The organism is Gordonia sp. QH-12, from assembly GCF_001578675.1.
Lineage (GTDB): Bacteria > Actinomycetota > Actinomycetes > Mycobacteriales > Mycobacteriaceae > Gordonia > Gordonia sihwensis.
In genome coordinates, this window is the sequence record NZ_KQ969285.1 from 117,258 (window position 1) to 134,037 (window position 16,780).

Below are 16,780 nucleotides of genomic sequence, written 5' to 3' on the forward strand. Positions count from 1 at the left end.
AGGACTCCGAGCCGCCGCTCGCACGTGTGGTGCCCGGTTCCGGTCAGGCTCCGATGGCCTTGGCGATCATCGGCCAGGACGAGTGCAGTTCGCGCTCCCAGTAGCCCCACGAGTGGGTGCCCTGCGGATGCAGTTCCACGCGGGCGGGGATCTTCAGCTGCGCCAGGCGTTGCGCCATCTGTTGGGTGCAGACGTTGGTGGCGGCTTCGATGGCGCCGCCGAGAGCCACCCGGTCGGCCAGCGAGACGCCCTGCGCCGCGGTGCTTCCGGGCTCGATCGACTCGTCCTGCCCGGGGAGCCCGGAGTTGGAGGAGAGATAGATCTGGGTGCCGCGGAGCTTCTCGGCGTTGAGGTACGGATCGTTCTTGCGCCAGCCGGGGCCGTCGTACGGTCCCCACATATTGCGGGTGTCGGCCTTGCCTCGGCTCTCCACCACCGTGCGGATGTACTGCTGGCCGACCTTGTCGCTGGTGCGAGCGCAGCCGCTGTACGAGGCAGTGATCTTGTACAGCGCCGGCGCGGCGATGGCGAGGTTCAGTACCGATGTGCCCGCCATCGAGATGCCCGCGATGCCGTTCTTTCCGCTGGTCTTGAACCTCTTGTCGAGCAGGGGAGGAAGCTCCTTCGTCAGGAAGGTCTGCCACTTCTGCTTGCCGAGGACCTCGTCGTCGCGCTCCCAGTCGGTGTAGTAGGAGAACATGCCCTTGAGCGGGGTCACCACGTTGACGTGCTTGGTGCGGAAGAACTCGACGTAGTTGGTGCGCAGGGCCCAGCTCGCGGAGTCCTCGCCGCCGCCGGCGCCGTTGAGCAGGTACAGCACCGGAGCCGGCTTGCGGGTGTCGGCGGGCCGCAGGACGTCGAGCGGGATGTCGCGCTGCATCGACTGCGAGTAGACGGTGACCACTTTGTGCTGCGGGGTGGCACCGTCGGCCACCGACACGATGTGGGAGGGAGCCGTGGCGGACGCGGACGCGGCCATGACCGTCGTACCGGTCGCAGCGGCCGTCAGGGTGAGCAGGCCGGCGAACAGACCTGCCAGGGAACGGATCTTCATACGAGTTCTTTTCACTTCCGTGAGCGACGCGAGCCGCTGCGGTATCGGGGGGCCGGGAGGGCGCCGGAAGGAGACGCCGATCGGGACCGGCGGACTCGCAGTAAGTTGTAGCACCGCGGACGGCGGTGGTTGCGCGCACAGCGCGCCGGAAGGCACAGAAACAGCGCTGGTGTCGCGGGACCGGTCACGACCCGTTCAGTCGGGCACACGCGCGAACAATCGCACGCGACAAGGCTGGGGAACCGACTTGCCGGTGGCCTCGGATCAGGTGGTGCGGTCGGACTGTTCGGCGGCGGCCTTGATCGCCTCGAGCGTCTGACGCATTCCGGCGCGCAAGACCTGAGTGAAGGCTTGCTGTCCGCCGAGGTACTTCTCGGTGAGTTCCCGTGAGTAGTCGGAGATGCCGGCCGGTGTCTCGCGCCGCTGGCTCAGGCGCGTCTGGCCCTTGGGCAGGGGAGTGGTCTGGAACGACCAGACGACCCAGTTCTCCTCGATCCGGAAGGCGATCTCCTGCTCAGGCTCGAACCGCACGATCGTGCTGTGGGTTGTCCACTTGAGGTCGCCTTCATGGTTGAGATGTGTGAACTCGGCACCGAGCTCGATCCGGTCGAAGCCTTCGCGCAGCCGCACGGAGTCGACCTGGGGACTCCACTGCGGCATGCGGCGCAGGTCGCTGATCAGTTCCCAGACCTGTTCCGGGGTGGCGTCGATGTCGATGGTGTCGTGCAGGAGCTCTGCGGAGGGGACGGGCACGGAGGGTCTCCAAACTATACGTTCGATCGGACGTGTTGTTGTGGAGCGTAGGTAGCGCCGATGGTTCGCGTCAAGTCGGTCGCATATTCTCGGACCATGACGTCGGGCTCGAAGGTCGACGGGCGCCGTGCGCGTGGAGATCTCACGCGTCGCACCGTCGCGCGGAAGGCGGCGGAGATCGCCACCACCCATGGGCTCGACTCGATCAGCGTCGGGTCGCTCGCGGCGGCGACCGGGTTGAGTAAGAGCGGGATCCTGACGGTGTTCGGTACCAGGGAGGCGATCCAGGTGGCTGCTGTCGCCGAGGCGCGCGCGATCTATCTGGAGGCGGTTGTGGCTCCGGCATGGGGACATGAGCCGGGCAGGCCGCGGTTGCGGGCATTGTTGGACTGCTGGGTCGCCTACCTGCGGGCAGCGGTCTTCCCCGGCGGCTGCTTCATCGTCGCGAGTACGGCCGAGTACGGGCGCCGTGAGGGTGACGTAGCGGACGCGGTGCGTGCGTTGAAGCGTGAGTGGCTCGATCTGCTGGAGTCCGAGTTGCGAGAGGCGGGGGTCGCTGACCCGGCCGGGGACGCGTTCCGCATCGACGCCTACCTGTGTGCGGCGAACGTCCACCGCGAACTCTTCGGAAGCGAGGAGCAACTCGACCGAGCGCGAGACCTGGCGCTCGATCTCATCGGGTAGGCCGGCGCGGGCACCTGCGCACGTCTGTCTCGGCACTGTTCATGCGCGGCGACATCGAGCCCGGTCGACGGTTCGTCGAGCAGAGGGAACGGGGCTCGTCACGGATGGACGTGAGCCCGAGCGGGTGGATCGGCTCTGTCATCGCCGGACTCAGACGAGCCGACCCGCTCGGCGATCGGGAAGGTGATCGCGGAGCGGGTCGACTCTACTGCGGACGCACTGCGGACGGGAGACCCGTCTTAGCAGGTCAGACGTCAGCAGTCGTAGTACAGGTTGAACTCGTACGGGTGCGGGCGGATCTGGATCGGCTCGATCTCGTTCTCGCGCTTGAGTGCGATCCAGGTCTCGATGAGGTCCTCGGTGAAGACGCCGCCGTTGGTCAGGTAGTCGTGGTCCTGCTCGAGGCGATCGATCACGGCAGACAGCGAGGTCGGTGCCTGCGGGATGCCCTTGGCCTCCTCCGGCGGGAGCTCGTAGAGGTCCTTGTCGACCGGCTCGTGCGGCTCGATGCGGTTCTTGATGCCGTCCAGGCCGGCCATCATCATCGCCGCGAATGCCAGGTACGGGTTGCCCGAGCTGTCGGGGCAGCGGAACTCGATGCGCTTGGCCTTCGGGTTGTTGCCGGTGATCGGGATGCGCACACAGGCGCTGCGGTTGCGCTGGCTGTAGACGAGGTTGATCGGAGCCTCGTAGCCCGGAACCAGGCGCTTGTAGGAGTTGATGGTCGGGTTGGTGAAGGCCAGCAGCGACGGAGCGTGGTGCAGGATGCCGCCGATGTAGTAGCGCGCGATGTCCGACAGTCCGGCGTAGCCCGACTCGTCGTGGAACAGCGGCTTGCCGTCCTTCCAGAGCGACTGGTGAGCGTGCATGCCCGAACCGTTGTCGCCGAAGAGCGGCTTCGGCATGAAGGTGACCGACTTGTTGTTCTGCCACGCGGTGTTCTTGATGATGTACTTGAACAGCTGAACGTCGTCCGCGGCGTGCAGCAGCGTGTTGAAGCGGTAGTTGATCTCCGCCTGGCCGCCGGTGCCGACCTCGTGGTGGCCGCGCTCGAGGGTGAAGCCCGAGTTGGTCAGGTTGGTCGACATCTCGTCGCGCAGGTCGACGTAGTGGTCGTACGGGGCGACGGGGAAGTAGCCGCCCTTCTGGCGGACCTTGTAGCCCTTGTTCGGGGTGCCGTCGGGGTTGGTCGGCGACGCGGCGTTCCACCAACCTGACTCCGACTCGACCTCGTAGTGGGTCGAGTTCATCTCGGAGCTGAACGAGACCGAGTCGAAGATGTAGAACTCGGCCTCCGCGCCGAAGAAGCAGGCGTCGGCGATGCCGGTGGAGGCGAGGTACTCCTCGGCCTTGCGCGCGACGTTGCGGGGATCGCGGCTGTAGGCCTCGCGGGTGAACGGGTCGTGAACGAAGAAGCTGATGTTCATCGTCTTCGCCTTGCGGAACGGGTCGATCCGCGCGGTGGCCGGGTCGGGGAGGAGCATCATGTCCGACTCGTCGATCGACTGGAAGCCGCGAACCGACGAACCGTCGAATGCCAGGCCCTCTTCGAAGACGTCCTCGGTGAATGCTGCTGCGGGGATGGAGAAGTGCTGCATCGTTCCCGGCAGGTCACAGAAGCGGATGTCGACGTACTCGACACCTTCGGCCTTGATCCCCTCGAGCAGTTCCTCGTTCGTGTTGTACACGGTTCGCCTGACTCCTTCTTGGTGAAGATCCGGTCAGAAACTCTCTGACACAGAACCCGTGCCACCCTCGCGAGGGCAGCACGAATCTCGGCAACCAGAGTACGGAGATGACGTTGCTCGTGCGCTAAACCAATGTTTCCCCCGTGTTACACCGATGGCCGGCGCGTTACGAAAGACCGCGTCGCGCGCACGGCGGTGTGGTCGGAGTCACGTTATTGGGGTGCACGGGGAAGCTGGCTACCATGGCATTCATGACCGTGGTATTCATGACCGTTTCCCGAGGGGCCCAGTAGTGGCGCGCGCGACGAGTACGTGGCTGTCGGGGCCGCAGTTCCCGGGTGCCACGGAGAACGAGTACCGCGGGCAGGATCTCGGGTTGCCGCAGGACGGACCGGGCGCTCTCGCCGGCGGGTGGCTGCGCGTGGTGGGGTTGCTGTTCGACTGGCTGATCGCCGGCGGCCTCGCGATCGTGATCGTCGGCGTGCGGCCGGCTCAGGAGATGGCGTCGAGTCTGGAGATGACCATGCGTGCGGCGGCGACGCCGCAGTTGATCATCTGGTTCGTGATCGGTGTGCTGGCGGTGGCCTTCTTCGGCTTCACCCCGGGGCAGTTCATCGCGGGCACGCGGGTGGTACGGGTGGATCTGGGCAGTGATCGCGGCGCCGCGGAGGCTCGCGGGGAGACGCCGAGGGCCGCGGTCGGGCCGATTCGGGCCCTCGGCCGCCAAGCGATTCTGATCTTCGTGGTGCCGGCACTCATCAACGACTACAACGGTCGCGCGATGCACGACCGCGCGACCGGAACGGCCATCGTCCGCACGCGCTGAGTCGACTCACCGGCCGAACGCCGACCGGATCAACGCGATGCCGGGTTCGACGGACACGGCCGGGTCGATGGCTCGTTGGATCCCGAGCCCGATTCCGGTGCTGAGAATCAGGTCGGCGATCTCGTCCCGCGTGGGCACCGGATTCGAGGTGTCCGCCGCCGCCTGGTCGATGAGCGGCGAGAAGTCTCCGAGAACGGTTTCGAGAAGCCCGGCCAGGGCGTCGCGCGCATCCTCACGCAGGGAGACGATCATCGCCTTCTGTTCCGGATGATGCCGTGAGAGCACCGCGAACTCCATTTCGAGCATCGTCCACTCCACGTCGCCGATGGTGCGGCGCACCCACGCTGCGAAAGCGTCGAGCATCCCGTGCAGGTCGGTGCTCTGTTCGACGATGCCGCGCAGCTCGTTCAGCTTCTCCCCGTGGATGTCCTCGAGCACGGCCCGGCAGAGCGTCGGCTTGTCCTTGAAGTTGGAGTACACCGCGCCCTTCGAGAAGCCCGCCGCCTCGGCGATCGCATCGAGGCTGGTCGCCGCGTAGCCGGCGTCGAGGAACTGGGTGCGTGCGGTGGCGAGAAGAGCCGCTCGGTTCCGCTCCTTCTGGTCGGCGCGGCTGATCCTGGCCATATCGGACCTCCTCATTTCAGATACCGAAGGTATTGACATACCGATGGTATCTGAACGATCATCGGTGCCATCATCCAATGGCAAGATCCGAGAGAAGGTGGGCCGTGAGGCTGTCCGAGATGCTGAGCGAGTTGGTTCCGGGGTCGTACGCGCGGTCGAATCCGCGGATCGAGCCGCCCGGCGCCGTCGTCGTAGTCACCGGTGGGGCGCGGGGGATCGGCGCCGAGATCGCCCGACAGTTCGCGGAGGCGGAGGCGACGGTCTGGATCGGGGACGTGGACGCCGACGTCGCCGCTGACACGGCTGGCGTCATCGACGGTGCGCGGTCGGCGGTGCTGGACGTGACCGACGCCGTCTCCTGGCGTGAGTTCGTCTCGAAGGTCCTCGACGAGTGCGGGCGCATCGACATCCTGGTCAACAACGCGGGTGTGATGCCGGTGGGCGCGTTCCTCGAGGAGTCGGAGGCCACCGCCGATCTGATCCTCGACGTCAACGTCCGGGGCATGCTGAACGGGATGCGCGCCGTCCTGCCTTCGATGCTCGGCGAGGGGAGAGGCCACATCGTCAACATTGCGTCGATGGCCGGAATGCTGCCACTGCCGGGAATGGTCTCGTACAACGCCAGCAAGTTCGCCGCCTACGGCGCCTCGCTGGCCGCCCGCCGCGAATACGACGGCACGGGCGTCACCGTGTCCGCGATTCTGCCCGCAGCGGTCCGCACCGAGCTGGCTTCCGGAGCGGACCTCGGAGGCGTGCTTCCCACCGTCGACCCGCAGGATGTCGCCCGTGCCGTGGTCCGCACGGTTCGCACGCGAGCGGCCCGCACGTCGGTCCCCGGATGGGTGCTGCCCGGATGGTCGATCGCCGACCTGTTCGTCCCGGAGTCGGTGGAACGCGTCGCGCGCACTCTGGCCGGACACGGTCAGGCGCTGGCCCTGGACGCCGCGGAGCGATCGGCGTACCTCGCACGGATCGCGAGGCAGGCGAGCGATCACGCGGCGGGCGGCCACTCCGGCGGCACGGTGGTCGACGGCGCGGTAGTGGACTCTGCGGGCACGAGCGAGGTGCGGGCGCGATGACGAAGACGGCCCTCGTGATCGGATGCGGCGGGACCATCGGCGGAGCGTGGGCGATCGCCGCCCTCGACGAGCTGACTCGGCAGACCGGTTGGGACCCGGCGGAGGCGACGGTGCTGCAGGGCACCTCCGCCGGTGCGGAGATGGTGACGATGCTCGCCGGCGGATTCACTGCCGCCGACCTCGCAGACATGCAGGCCGGTCGGGCCACCAGCCCGATTCTCCGGGCGCACTCGGCTGCCACGCCCCCGAGCCTGCCTCCGCTGCCGCGTCCGGCGCGACCTCGACCCTCTACGCTGTGGACCAGGCGCGGCGGTCACGCCGCGCTGACCGGCATCGCTCCCCGCGGGCGCGGTGATGCCTCCTGGCTTCAGCGACTCGCGGACGCGGTGACCGCGGACTACGGCCGACTGCCGCATCCCGGCGCGCGCATGGTCGCGTACCGCGTGGACGACGGCGCGCGCGTCGCGTTCGGTGCTCCGGGTGCACCGAAGGCCGGCGCAGGCGAGGCGCTGCGCGCCTCGTGGGCGATTCCCGGATGGATGCCCCCGGTGGCGATCGAGGGCCGCGAGTACGTCGACGGCGGGGCCGCGTCCACCGCCTCGGTGGATCTGGTCGCGCGAGACGAAGCGGATCTGATCTACCTGATCACCCCGATGGCGTCGGCGCCGTCCGTGCGGGCCCCCGGAATCGGCGGACTCGCCGAACGAGCTCTTCTCCGGCGGCCGATGTCGGCCGTGCTCGACGCCGAGATCGCAACCGTCCGTCGACGCGGGACCGAGGTGGTCCACATCGCCCCCGGTGCGGCAGACATGGCCGGTCTCGGATGGAACTTCATGAACCGGGATCACCGGGAGCGCGCATTCGACGCCGCGCGATCGACCGTGGCCGAGGCCGTCGCCCGGGCTCTTGAGACTCGGGCCGCGCTGTGACGGCCCGCCGATCGCCGCGGATCGTCGTCATCGGTGCGGGGATAGCCGGCATCACCACGGCACATGTCCTGCAGGAGGCCGGGTTCACCGACTTCACCGTCTACGAGAAGGGCGACGACGTCGGCGGGGTATGGCATTGGAACCACTACCCGGGTCTCACGTGCGACGTGCCCTCGCAGCTCTACCAGTTCGGATTCGCACCCAAACCCGATTGGCCCAAGATCTGGGCCAGTGGTCCGGAGATCCAGCGGTATCACCGGGACGTCGTCGAACGCCTGGGCTTGAGCGACCGGATCCGGCTGAACGCCGAGGTCGTCAGCAGCGTCTTCGACGACGCCACCGGTCGGTGGACGGTCACTCTCGCTGACGGGGAGACGGTGGACGCTGACTTCGTCGTCTGCGCCACCGGGGTGCTGCACAACCCGTCGATCCCCGACATCCCCGGGCTCCACAGCTTCGCGGGACCGGTGGTGCACACCGCGCGTTGGGACGACGACGTGCGCACCTCAGGACAGCGGATCGCGGTGATCGGCACCGGCTCCACCGGCGTGCAGGTGGTCTCCGCGCTACAGCCGGAAGCCCGGGAACTGCTCCACTTCACCCGGACCCCGCAGTGGATCCTCTGGGCGCCGATGTCGTTGCCGCAGTTGCCCTTCGCGGACACCGTCCTGGCCGCGTCGCCGCGCCTGCATCACGCGCTGTACCGAGGCCTGCTGTGGGGGTCGGGAATTCTGGCCGACATCGTCCGCAAAGACACGTGGCGCCGCCGAGCCGTTCAGGCCTACGCGCGGCTGTCGCTGCGCGCGCAAGTCCGCGACAGCGACTTGCGGGCCGACCTGACGCCCGACTACCAGCCGCTGTGCAAGCGGCAGGTGGTGTCGGGCACCTACTACCGTGCGATCACCGCCGGCAACGCCGACCTCGTGACCGAGTCCATCACCGAGGTCCGGCCGGAGGGGATCGTGACCGCCGACGGGCGGCTCCACGAGGTGGACGTGATCATTCTGGCGACCGGCTTCCGCGCGCACGACTACATGCGCCCGATGACGGTGGTCGGCCGCGGCGGACTCACGATCGACGAGGCGTGGCGGGACGGTCCGCGGGCGTACCGGATGACGGCGATCCCGGGCTTCCCCAACCTGTTCACCGTCCTTGGACCCAACTCACCGACCGGCTCGATCTCCCTGCAGTACACGGCCGAGAAGACCGCACGGTACCTGGCGCAGTGGTTCGACCTGTTCCGGAACGGAGAGGTGGACCGGATAGAGGTCACCGAGGAGGCGACGGCCGAGTTCAACGCCCAGGTGGCGGCGGCGTCGGAGACCACGGTGTGGAAGACAGGCGGATGCGATTCCTGGTACCTCACCGAGTCCGGTGCGGTGGACCTGTGGCCGTTCGACCGCGCGACGCTGTCGAGGATGCTCGCCCGGCCCGACCGGTCGCACTTCCGGCTCGGTGCGGATGAGCCGCTCGGCGACTCAGCTGCTCTCTGACGTCCGGTCGAGGCCGTGGGAGGCGAGCAGCGCGCGCACCTCGTCGGATCCGTCGACCTTGCGTGCGGTGCGCTGGGCCACCCGCCACCCGTCGGGGGTGCGGGTGAGCGCCCAGTGATTGACCGTCGCACGCAGCACGGTGAAGGTGTCCCTGGCGGGGTCGCGCAGGAGCAGCTGCGAGTAGCTGACGACGCTCGCACGGTCGCCGTCGATCCGGATCTGCGGCGCGCTCATCACGTGACTGCAGCCGCGGTGGATGAGCCCCTGGTGCGGATCGCCGGTCACCATGTCCGCGATCTCCTGCGCACCGGAGAGCCTGCCGGTGTCGACGTCGTACACGCCGTCCTCGGTGAAGAGAGCGAGCACGTCGTCGACCGACCCGGTGTCGATCGCGGGACCGTAGCGGTAGACGAGATCGGTGATCGCGAGCCTGTCCTCCACGAGGCGCAGCCGGGTCTCGAGAGCCTCGAGCCGCTCGTCGACATTCATCGGGGGCCCTCCGCCGCGGGGCTGAACACGGCGCCCTGCGCACGGGCGAGGGAGTGGAGTGCGTCGAGCTGGTCGGTGTAGTGATCCAGACCGGTGGCGGCGATGGATGCTGTCACGATCGTCGCGCCGGCCGCCTGCAGCGAGTCGAGACGGCTCCGGACTCCGTCCGGATCGCCGAGCGGGTCCACCGGACCGCTGGGCAGCACCACGTCGAATCCCTCCGGGGTCTCGACGCGCGACAGCATGGTGGCGACCTCGTCGGGCGACAGGGCGAACGGGCTGAACCCGTCGCCGAGTTCCACGGCGCGGCGCAGGGCGCGACCGCTCCGGCCGCCGACCCACACGGGCACCCGGTCCTGCACAGCGTGCGGCTCCACCGTCACGCCGCCGTAGGAGTAGTACGGGCCGGTGTGCGACGGTGTGCCGGTCGGGAACGCCGACCGGATCGCGGCCAGCGCGTCGTCGGCGCGGGCGCCGCGGCCGTCGAACTCGGCGCCCAGCAGCTCGAACTCCTCCTGCAGACTCCCGACGCCGACGCCGAGGACGAGCCGTCCGCCGGAGACCTGGTCGAGGGTGCCGTAGCGCTTGGCGACTTCGAGCGGATGGTGATAGCCGAGAACCAGCACGCTGGTCGCGAAGCGGATCTGGCGGGTGATGGCCGCGAGGTACCCGAAGGTCGCGAGCGGATCCCAGTACACGCCGCCCCGGACCGCGGCCACCTCGTCCGGCACCGCGACGTGTTCGCTGCAGGTGAGGTGGTGGAAGCCGAGGGCGTCGGCCACACGGGCGGCCGTCGCGATCTCAGCGATGCCCGCACCCTTCTCCCAGTCCTGAGTGGTCGGCGGGTAGGCGGTGACGACGGGCAGACCGAGTCCGATGCGCATCACCGCTGACCGACCACCTTCGCGATCACGTCGGCGGACGCCTGAACGATCGCGGCGCGATCGGGCCCCGACTGCCGCTGAACCGACCTCACATTGTTTTCGGTGATCCAGACCGGGCCGTCGGCCAGATGGGCCAGACCCTCGGCGGCGACATCGTCGGGCTCGGACACCGGGATGCCGGGGTTGTCGAAGTTCAGGCCGCGGCGCTCCATCGCGGGGGTCCGGGTGAGTCCGAGCACCAGGTGCACCACGTCCACGTTCTTCGGCTTGCACTCCACCCAGAGACCTTCGGTGAAGACCCGGAGGAAGGCCTTCGACGCGGCGTAGGCGCCTTCGCGCGGTGAGCCCGTGTAGCCGGCGACCGATCCGGTGGTGATGACTCCGCCCCGGCCGCGCTCCACCATCGCCCGCGTGTAGTGGTGCAGGAGCGGCAGCTGGCGCAGGACGTTGAGCGTGACCACCTCGTTGTGGCGCGCGAGGTCGCCGTCGACGAACGAGTGCCCGTACGTGTTGGCGCCGGCGTTCATCACCAGGAGCCCGATCTCGAGGTCGGCGGTCGCGTCGATCAGCCGTTCGGCGGCGTCCTCGTCGAGGATGTCCAGAGCGACCGTGCGCGAAGGTGCGCCGAGCGCCTGCACCTCGCCGGCCACCGCCTCCAGACGCTCGGCGTTGCGGGCGGCGAGCACGACTCCGAACCCGTCGGCGGCCAGGCGCCGGGCGAACGCGGAACCGACTCCCTCGGAGGCTCCGACGATCAATGCCCAGGGGCCGTAACGGTTCAGATCGGTCATGTCAAAGCTCCTCGTTCGAGTCGGAATCGCCCGACATTCGCACGAGCGCGATGCGGGCGGTGGGGCGGTGTTCCACCGGCCGGGAGGTTCAGGCCCCGCGGCGACGGGTGGTGCGGCTGACGCTGCGCATCTTGGCGCCCTGCGGCATCGGGCCCTTGGGCATGGCGGCGCCGGCGCCGCCCTTCGCCTTGAGCGCGGACAGTCGGCCCTCGAGCGCGTCCATCCGCTTGCGGTCGATGTTGCTCGGGAGTTTGCGGATGTGGCGTTCCAGCTTCGACAGCGGCACCTGGCCGTCGCCGTCGCCGACGAGGATCTCGTAGATCGGGGTGTCGCCGACCACGCGGGCGGCCTTCTTCTTCTCCTGCGCCAGCAGCGGCTTGACGCGAGTGGGGGAGCCCTCACCGACCAGGATGACGCCGGGCTTGCCGATGACGCGGTGCACCGCGTCGAGATGCGAGGTGCCGGTGACGGCCTGCTGTACCCGCCACTGCCCACGGATGTTGCTCAGAGCCCAGCCCGCGGCGCCCGGCTGGCCCTCGGCCTTCTTGTAGACGCTCCGCTGAACGCGCCGGCCGAACAGAACGAAGGCGAGCAGCGCGCCGAGGATGACGCCGAGCGGCAGGGTGATCCAGAGATTGTGGAAGACGAACTGGCCGAGCAGGCCGAAGACCAGCGTGGTGCCCAGGACGGTGGCGACCATCAGCGGGATGAGGGCCTTGTCCTCTTTCCGCTGCATCTGGAACGCCTGCCAGATCTGCTGCCGCCGTTCCCTGCTCGCCGCTTTGCGAGCTGCCTTAGCAGCCTGCTTCGCCTCTTTGCTCGACTTGTCTTGCGCCTTAGCCATGAGTGCCAGTCTACGGTGCACACCGAGCGCGCCGACGCAGTGTCGACGGCGCTCGGGTAGCGCGGCCCGCACAACGGAATCGACCGGCCGGAACACATGTTCCGGCCGGTCGATTCGGCAGTGGGCGGGCCTCAGCGCACGGTGCGGGCGAGGACCGAAGAGGCCTCCTGAGCGGCGCTGCCCTCCTTGGCCAGATGGGCCAGTTCCGGCGGCAGCTCACGGCCGTGACGGGCCATCGCCTGGGCGTACAGCCGGCCTGCGCGATACGACGACCGCACCAGCGGACCGGCCATCACCCCGGCGAATCCGATCTCCTCGGCGTACTGCGAGTGCTCCACGAACTCCTCGGGCTTGACCCACCGTTCGACGGGATGATGCCGCACCGACGGTCGCAGGTACTGGGTGATGGTGACGATGTCGCAGCCGGCGTCGTGGAGGTCGCGCAGAGCCTCTCGCACCTCGTCCGGTGTCTCTCCCATGCCGAGGATGAGGTTCGACTTGGTCACGAGGCCGTAGTCGCGGGCACGGGTCAGCACCTCCAGGGAGCGTTCGTACCGGAAGGCGGGCCTGATGCTCTTGAAGATGCGGGGAACGGTCTCGAGATTGTGAGCCAGCACCTCGGGACGGGAGGCGAAGACCTCGTCGAGCAGGTCGGGCTTCGCGTGGAAGTCGGGGATCAGATTCTCGACGCCGGTGCCGGGATTGAGTTCGTGGATCTTGCGAACGGTCTCGGCGTACAGCCACGCTCCCTCGTCGGGGAGATCGTCGCGGGCCACACCGGTGATGGTGGAGTAGCGCAGCCCCATCGACCGGACGGACTCGGCCACGCGGCGCGGTTCGTCGCGGTCGAGTGCGGCGGGCTTGCCGGTGTCGATCTGGCAGAAGTCGCAGCGACGGGTGCACTGCTCTCCGCCGATCAGGAAGGTGGCCTCGCGGTCCTCCCAGCACTCGTAGATGTTCGGGCAGCCGGCCTCCTCACACACCGTGTGGAGCCCCTCGCTGCGCACCAGTCCCTTGAGCTCGGTGTACTCCGGTCCCATCGTGGCACGCGTCTTGATCCACTTCGGCTTGCGCTCGATGGGAGTCTGCGCGTTGCGCACCTCCAGACGCAGGAGCTTGCGCCCGGCGGGAGCGTCGGCGGGACTCGGTGAGGCGGGTTGGGCGGGGGTGGTGGTCACTGTGCCGATCCTACGCTCGTGGGTGCGGTGGGCCGACCGGCCTCAGCCGGGGCGCCTGCCGTATCCGAGCCGGGTCCGGCCGGGTCGTCCAGGCACTTCTGGACCAGTTCGACGACGTCGTCGAGCACGTCGTCGACGGTCACGGCGGTGCCGGTCTCCTGGCTCAGCGAGGTCACCCCCGCGTCCGCGATGCCGCACGGGACGATCGCGTCGAACACGGACATGTCGGGGTTCACGTTGAGGGCGAACCCGTGAAGGGTGACGCCCTTGGCGACGCGGATGCCGATCTGGGCGAGCTTGCGCTCCCCGGCGGCGTCGCGCAGCCACACGCCGGAGCGCCCGTCCACGCGGCCGGTGGCCAGACCCTGCCGTGCCGCCACGCCGATCAGCGCCTCTTCGAGACGGCGGACGTAGTCGACCACATCGAGGGGTTCGGCGAGCTTGACGATGGGATACCCGACGAGCTGGCCGGGACCGTGCCAGGTGATGCGGCCGCCGCGGTCGACGTCGATCACCCGGGCGCCGTTGACCGGACGGTCGGAGTCCTCGGTCCGTTTGCCCGCCGTGTAGACCGACGGATGTTCGAGCAACAGCAGCAGGTCGTGGTCGAGCTCGCCGGTGGCGCGTTGCTCGGCCAGGCGGTGTTGCAGCTCGTAGGCCTCGGTGTAGTCGACGACGCCGAGGCGGCGGACTTCGATCGGTGCTCCGTCGGCTCGCGACGATGCGTTACGCACAGCAGTACTCCAGTGCAGATGTCAGATGAGGGTGGGTGAAGGTGAAGCCGCGGTCGGTGAGCAGCGCGGGAACCACGCGCGAGGACGTCAGGACCATCTCCTCGACCATCTCTCCGCCCGCCTTGCGCGCGAGCGCGGCGGGCACGCGCAGCACCGCGGGGCGGTGGACGGCTCGTGCGAGCTCGGCGGAGAAATCGGCGAAGCGTACCGGTCCGGGCGCGGTCAGATTGACCGGACCGACGATCGAATCGTCGCCGAGCACGTGCGTGATCGCGGCGATCTCGTCGGGCAGGCTGATCCACGAGAACCACTGCCTGCCGTCGCCGATACGGGCGCCGAGGCCGAAACGGTAGAGCGGTCGGAGCCGCGCGAGGATGCCGCCGCGCCGGGAGAGCACGGGCGCCGTGCGGAGCGTGACCACGCGCGCCGAGGCCTGTGCGGGCTCGGTGGCCTTCTCCCAGTCGACCACCAGGTCGGCCAGGAAGCCGGAGCCGTGCGGCGACGTCTCGTCCGCCGCGGTCTCACCGGTGTCTCCGTAGAAACCGGAGGCACTGGCGTTGAGGAACACTCCGACGCCGGACTCGGCGACGGCGTCGGCCAGGACGGTGGTCGGGATGATCCGCGAATTGCGGAGCCGCTGCTTCACCTGGCCGCTCCACCGGTGGGCTCCGATGTTCTCGCCGCCGAGGGCGATGACCGCGTCGAAGCCGCGCAGGGCGTCGGCCGGAAGCTCGGACCGCTCGGGCTCCCAACCGATCTCCCGCGGACCGGTCGGGGCACGACGCACCAGAGTGTGGACGTCGTGCCCCGCCTGCGTCAGCGCGGGAACGAGGGCCGAACCGATCAGCCCGTGACTTCCCGCGACCGCGATTCGCATACCGGGTGCTTACAGCCCCAGGTCGGCGGCGAACTCCGCGGCCTCGAGACGGTGACGGACCGTGGTGAGGAACCGGCCGGCGTCCGCACCGTCGATGAGCCGGTGGTCGTAGGTCAGCGGCAGGTAGGCCATCGACCGTGCGGCGATCGACTCGGTGCCGTCGTCGCCGGTGAGAACCACGGGGCGCTTGACGATCGCGCCGGTGCCGAGCATGGCCGCCTGCGGCGGGACCAGGATCGGGGTGTCGAACAGAGCGCCCTGGCTGCCGATGTTCGTGATCGTGAACGTGCCGCCGGCCAGCTCGTCGGGCTTGAGCCCGCCGGAACGGGCCCGTGCGGCGATGTCGGCGATCGCGCGAGCGAGGCCGGCCAGCGAGAGGTCGTCGGCGTTGTGGATCACCGGCGACAGGAGGCCCTGCTCGGTGTCGACGGCGATGCCCAGATGCACGTCGGCGTGGTACGTGATCTCCTTGGCCTCTTCGTTGATCGAGGCGTTGACGTTCGGGTGCACCTTCAGTGCCTCGACGACGGCCTTGGCGAAGAACGGCAGGAAGGTCAGGTTGACGCCCTCGGCTGCCTTGAACGAGGACTTCGCCGCGGTGCGCAGTGCCGCGATGCGGGTCATGTCGACCTCGTGGACCTGCGTGAGCTGCGCGCTGGTCTGCAGCGACTCGCGCGTCTTGGCCGCGGTGATCTGCCGGATGCGGTTGATCTTCTGCGTCGTTCCGCGCAGTGCAGCCAGTTCGGGGCTCGCCGCGGCGGGTGCGGCGGCCGGTGTCGGCGCCGACGGTGTTGCGGCCGGAGCCGCGGCGGGGGCGGCGGGCGCCTTCTTGGCCTCGGCCGCGGCCAGCACGTCCTGCTTGCGGATGCGTCCGCCGACGCCGGTGCCCTTGACGGTCGCCAGGTCGATTCCGTTCTCCGCGGCCAGCTTCCGCACGAGCGGCGTCACGTACGGAGTGGACTGCAGATCTCCGTCGGCGGCAGCGGGAGTCGGAGCGGGTGCGGTGGCCGCGGGTGCGGGTTCAGGTGCCGGAGCGGCGGGCTCGGGCGTCGGGGGAGCGGCCGGCGCGGGAGCCGGAGCCGCCGGAGCCGGAGCCGCGGGGGCCGCCGATGCGGCACTCGGGTCGCCGATGACGGCCAGCTTGCCGCCGACCTCGACGACCTCGTCGGTGTCGGCGACGATCTCGAGAAGCACACCAGCCGTCGGCGACGGGATCTCGGTGTCGACCTTGTCGGTGGACACCTCGACCAGCGGTTCGTCGACCGCGACCGTGTCGCCGACCTGCTTGAGCCAGTTGGTCACCGTGCCCTCGGTGACGCTCTCGCCCAGTTCGGGCATGAGGACGTCGACGCCGGATGCCGAGGCCGCGGGAGTCGACGCGGCCGGCGCCTCGGTCGCGGGGCTCTCGGCGGCCGGAGCGGAGGCAGCGGGTGCGGCGGGCTCGGGTTCGGGTTCCGGCTCGGGAGCGGCGGCGGGTTCGGGCGCGGCCGCGTCATCGGACGCCGACTCGCCGGCCTCTCCGATCAGCGCCAACTGTCCGCCCACCTCGACGACGTCGTCCTCAGCGCCGACGATCTTGACCAGCACACCCGCGACGGGCGACGGGATCTCGGTGTCGACCTTGTCGGTGGAGACTTCGAGCAGGGGCTCGTCGACCGCTACGGTGTCGCCTTCCTGCTTCAGCCATTGGGTGACGGTTCCCTCGGTGACGCTCTCGCCCAGTGCGGGCATCTCGACAGAGAAGGCCATTTGCGTGTGACTCCCTAACAATTTCGTGAACTGTGCTGTTCGGTCGATCGGTCGATGCGGGTCGGCGCGCTCCAGCGGCGTGTGCAGGTTCGCGTGATGTCGGC

General features: G+C 69.0%; 17 protein-coding genes. 5 read left to right on the forward strand and 12 right to left on the reverse strand.

Features of this window, described 5'->3' with window-relative positions; genetic code table 11:
* Positions 1 to 43 precede the first annotated feature (43 nt).
* Entirely contained in the window at positions 44 to 1,054 is a 1,011-nt protein-coding gene (locus Y710_RS05180) for an alpha/beta hydrolase (RefSeq protein ID WP_062366656.1), read from the reverse strand.
* A 264-nt stretch (positions 1,055 to 1,318) separates the two neighbouring features.
* Positions 1,319 to 1,807: an SRPBCC family protein gene (locus Y710_RS05185; protein WP_006895253.1), complete on the reverse strand. Its 489-nt coding sequence runs from the start codon at positions 1,805 to 1,807 to the stop codon at positions 1,319 to 1,321.
* A 96-nt stretch (positions 1,808 to 1,903) separates the two neighbouring features.
* On the opposite strand from Y710_RS05185, the gene Y710_RS05190 reads away from it, so the two are divergent.
* On the forward strand, positions 1,904 to 2,491 hold the full coding sequence (locus Y710_RS05190) for a TetR/AcrR family transcriptional regulator (protein WP_062366761.1): 588 nt from the start codon (positions 1,904 to 1,906) through the stop codon (positions 2,489 to 2,491).
* A gap of 254 nt (positions 2,492 to 2,745) precedes the next feature.
* Here Y710_RS05190 and glnA read toward each other — a convergent pair whose 3' ends face one another.
* Positions 2,746 to 4,179, reverse strand: a complete 1,434-nt coding sequence (gene glnA / locus Y710_RS05195) for a type I glutamate--ammonia ligase (RefSeq protein WP_006895255.1) — start codon at positions 4,177 to 4,179, stop codon at positions 2,746 to 2,748.
* A 292-nt stretch (positions 4,180 to 4,471) separates the two neighbouring features.
* Between glnA and Y710_RS05200 the strand changes: the two genes are divergently transcribed.
* Positions 4,472 to 5,005, forward strand: coding sequence for an RDD family protein (locus Y710_RS05200; protein ID WP_006895256.1), 534 nt, complete (start codon positions 4,472 to 4,474; stop codon positions 5,003 to 5,005).
* A 6-nt stretch (positions 5,006 to 5,011) separates the two neighbouring features.
* On the opposite strand, the gene Y710_RS05205 is transcribed toward Y710_RS05200, so the two are convergent.
* Positions 5,012 to 5,629: a TetR/AcrR family transcriptional regulator gene (locus tag Y710_RS05205; RefSeq protein ID WP_006895258.1), complete on the reverse strand. Its 618-nt coding sequence runs from the start codon at positions 5,627 to 5,629 to the stop codon at positions 5,012 to 5,014.
* Between the two features lie 119 nt (positions 5,630 to 5,748).
* Here Y710_RS05205 and Y710_RS05210 point away from each other — a divergent pair, with 119 nt between their 5' ends.
* The 3 genes from Y710_RS05210 to Y710_RS05220 are packed head-to-tail and all read left to right on the forward strand — an operon-like array spanning position 5,749 to position 9,130.
* Positions 5,749 to 6,708 (forward strand): SDR family oxidoreductase, encoded by a 960-nt coding sequence (locus tag Y710_RS05210; protein ID WP_081598073.1) that lies wholly within the window; start codon positions 5,749 to 5,751, stop codon positions 6,706 to 6,708.
* The gene (locus tag Y710_RS05215) at positions 6,705 to 7,637 is read left to right on the forward strand and encodes a patatin-like phospholipase family protein (protein WP_006895260.1); all 933 of its coding nucleotides are present in this window, start codon (positions 6,705 to 6,707) and stop codon (positions 7,635 to 7,637) included. The genes Y710_RS05210 and Y710_RS05215 overlap by 4 nt, the downstream gene beginning before the upstream one ends.
* The gene (locus tag Y710_RS05220) at positions 7,634 to 9,130 is read left to right on the forward strand and encodes a flavin-containing monooxygenase (RefSeq protein WP_006895261.1); all 1,497 of its coding nucleotides are present in this window, start codon (positions 7,634 to 7,636) and stop codon (positions 9,128 to 9,130) included. The genes Y710_RS05215 and Y710_RS05220 overlap by 4 nt, the downstream gene beginning before the upstream one ends.
* Here the strand turns inward: Y710_RS05220 and Y710_RS05225 are convergent.
* The 8 genes from Y710_RS05225 to sucB form a co-directional block, all read right to left on the reverse strand.
* Positions 9,116 to 9,619 (reverse strand): nuclear transport factor 2 family protein, encoded by a 504-nt coding sequence (locus tag Y710_RS05225; RefSeq protein ID WP_039866938.1) that lies wholly within the window; start codon positions 9,617 to 9,619, stop codon positions 9,116 to 9,118. The genes Y710_RS05220 and Y710_RS05225 overlap by 15 nt on opposite strands.
* A complete protein-coding gene (locus Y710_RS05230; RefSeq protein WP_006895263.1) occupies positions 9,616 to 10,503 on the reverse strand; it encodes an LLM class F420-dependent oxidoreductase in 888 nt (295 codons plus the stop codon). The genes Y710_RS05225 and Y710_RS05230 overlap by 4 nt, the downstream gene beginning before the upstream one ends.
* Entirely contained in the window at positions 10,503 to 11,294 is a 792-nt protein-coding gene (locus Y710_RS05235) for an SDR family NAD(P)-dependent oxidoreductase (protein ID WP_006895265.1), read from the reverse strand. Before Y710_RS05235 ends, Y710_RS05230 begins: the two co-directional genes overlap by 1 nt.
* A gap of 88 nt (positions 11,295 to 11,382) precedes the next feature.
* The gene (locus Y710_RS05240; RefSeq protein WP_006895267.1) at positions 11,383 to 12,138 is read right to left on the reverse strand and encodes a DUF4191 domain-containing protein; all 756 of its coding nucleotides are present in this window, start codon (positions 12,136 to 12,138) and stop codon (positions 11,383 to 11,385) included.
* Between the two features lie 131 nt (positions 12,139 to 12,269).
* The gene (gene lipA / locus Y710_RS05245; RefSeq protein WP_006895269.1) at positions 12,270 to 13,316 is read right to left on the reverse strand and encodes a lipoyl synthase; all 1,047 of its coding nucleotides are present in this window, start codon (positions 13,314 to 13,316) and stop codon (positions 12,270 to 12,272) included.
* The gene (gene lipB, locus Y710_RS05250) at positions 13,313 to 14,050 is read right to left on the reverse strand and encodes a lipoyl(octanoyl) transferase LipB (protein WP_006895270.1); all 738 of its coding nucleotides are present in this window, start codon (positions 14,048 to 14,050) and stop codon (positions 13,313 to 13,315) included. Before lipB ends, lipA begins: the two co-directional genes overlap by 4 nt.
* Entirely contained in the window at positions 14,043 to 14,927 is an 885-nt protein-coding gene (locus tag Y710_RS05255; protein WP_006895271.1) for a TIGR01777 family oxidoreductase, read from the reverse strand. The genes lipB and Y710_RS05255 overlap by 8 nt, the downstream gene beginning before the upstream one ends.
* A gap of 9 nt (positions 14,928 to 14,936) precedes the next feature.
* Entirely contained in the window at positions 14,937 to 16,676 is a 1,740-nt protein-coding gene (gene sucB, locus Y710_RS05260; protein WP_062366658.1) for a 2-oxoglutarate dehydrogenase, E2 component, dihydrolipoamide succinyltransferase, read from the reverse strand.
* Between the last annotated feature and the right edge of the window lie 104 nt (positions 16,677 to 16,780).

What these genes read in the sequence shown, in the direction of transcription:
- Y710_RS05240 (WP_006895267.1), bottom strand. Translation starts at nt 12,138, where the DNA reads ATGGCTAAGGCGCAAGACAAGTCGAGCAAAGAGGCGAAGCAGGCTGCT.
- Y710_RS05205 (WP_006895258.1), bottom strand. Translation starts at nt 5,629, where the DNA reads ATGGCCAGGATCAGCCGCGCCGACCAGAAGGAGCGGAACCGAGCGGCT.
- Y710_RS05255 (WP_006895271.1), bottom strand. Translation starts at nt 14,927, where the DNA reads ATGCGAATCGCGGTCGCGGGAAGTCACGGGCTGATCGGTTCGGCCCTC.
- sucB (WP_062366658.1), bottom strand. Translation starts at nt 16,676, where the DNA reads ATGGCCTTCTCTGTCGAGATGCCCGCACTGGGCGAGAGCGTCACCGAG.
- Y710_RS05225 (WP_039866938.1), bottom strand. Translation starts at nt 9,619, where the DNA reads ATGAATGTCGACGAGCGGCTCGAGGCTCTCGAGACCCGGCTGCGCCTC.
- Y710_RS05210 (WP_081598073.1), top strand. Translation starts at nt 5,749, where the DNA reads ATGCTGAGCGAGTTGGTTCCGGGGTCGTACGCGCGGTCGAATCCGCGG.
- Y710_RS05230 (WP_006895263.1), bottom strand. Translation starts at nt 10,503, where the DNA reads ATGCGCATCGGACTCGGTCTGCCCGTCGTCACCGCCTACCCGCCGACC.
- Y710_RS05190 (WP_062366761.1), top strand. Translation starts at nt 1,904, where the DNA reads ATGACGTCGGGCTCGAAGGTCGACGGGCGCCGTGCGCGTGGAGATCTC.
- Y710_RS05180 (WP_062366656.1), bottom strand. Translation starts at nt 1,054, where the DNA reads ATGAAGATCCGTTCCCTGGCAGGTCTGTTCGCCGGCCTGCTCACCCTG.
- Y710_RS05215 (WP_006895260.1), top strand. Translation starts at nt 6,705, where the DNA reads ATGACGAAGACGGCCCTCGTGATCGGATGCGGCGGGACCATCGGCGGA.
- Y710_RS05235 (WP_006895265.1), bottom strand. Translation starts at nt 11,294, where the DNA reads ATGACCGATCTGAACCGTTACGGCCCCTGGGCATTGATCGTCGGAGCC.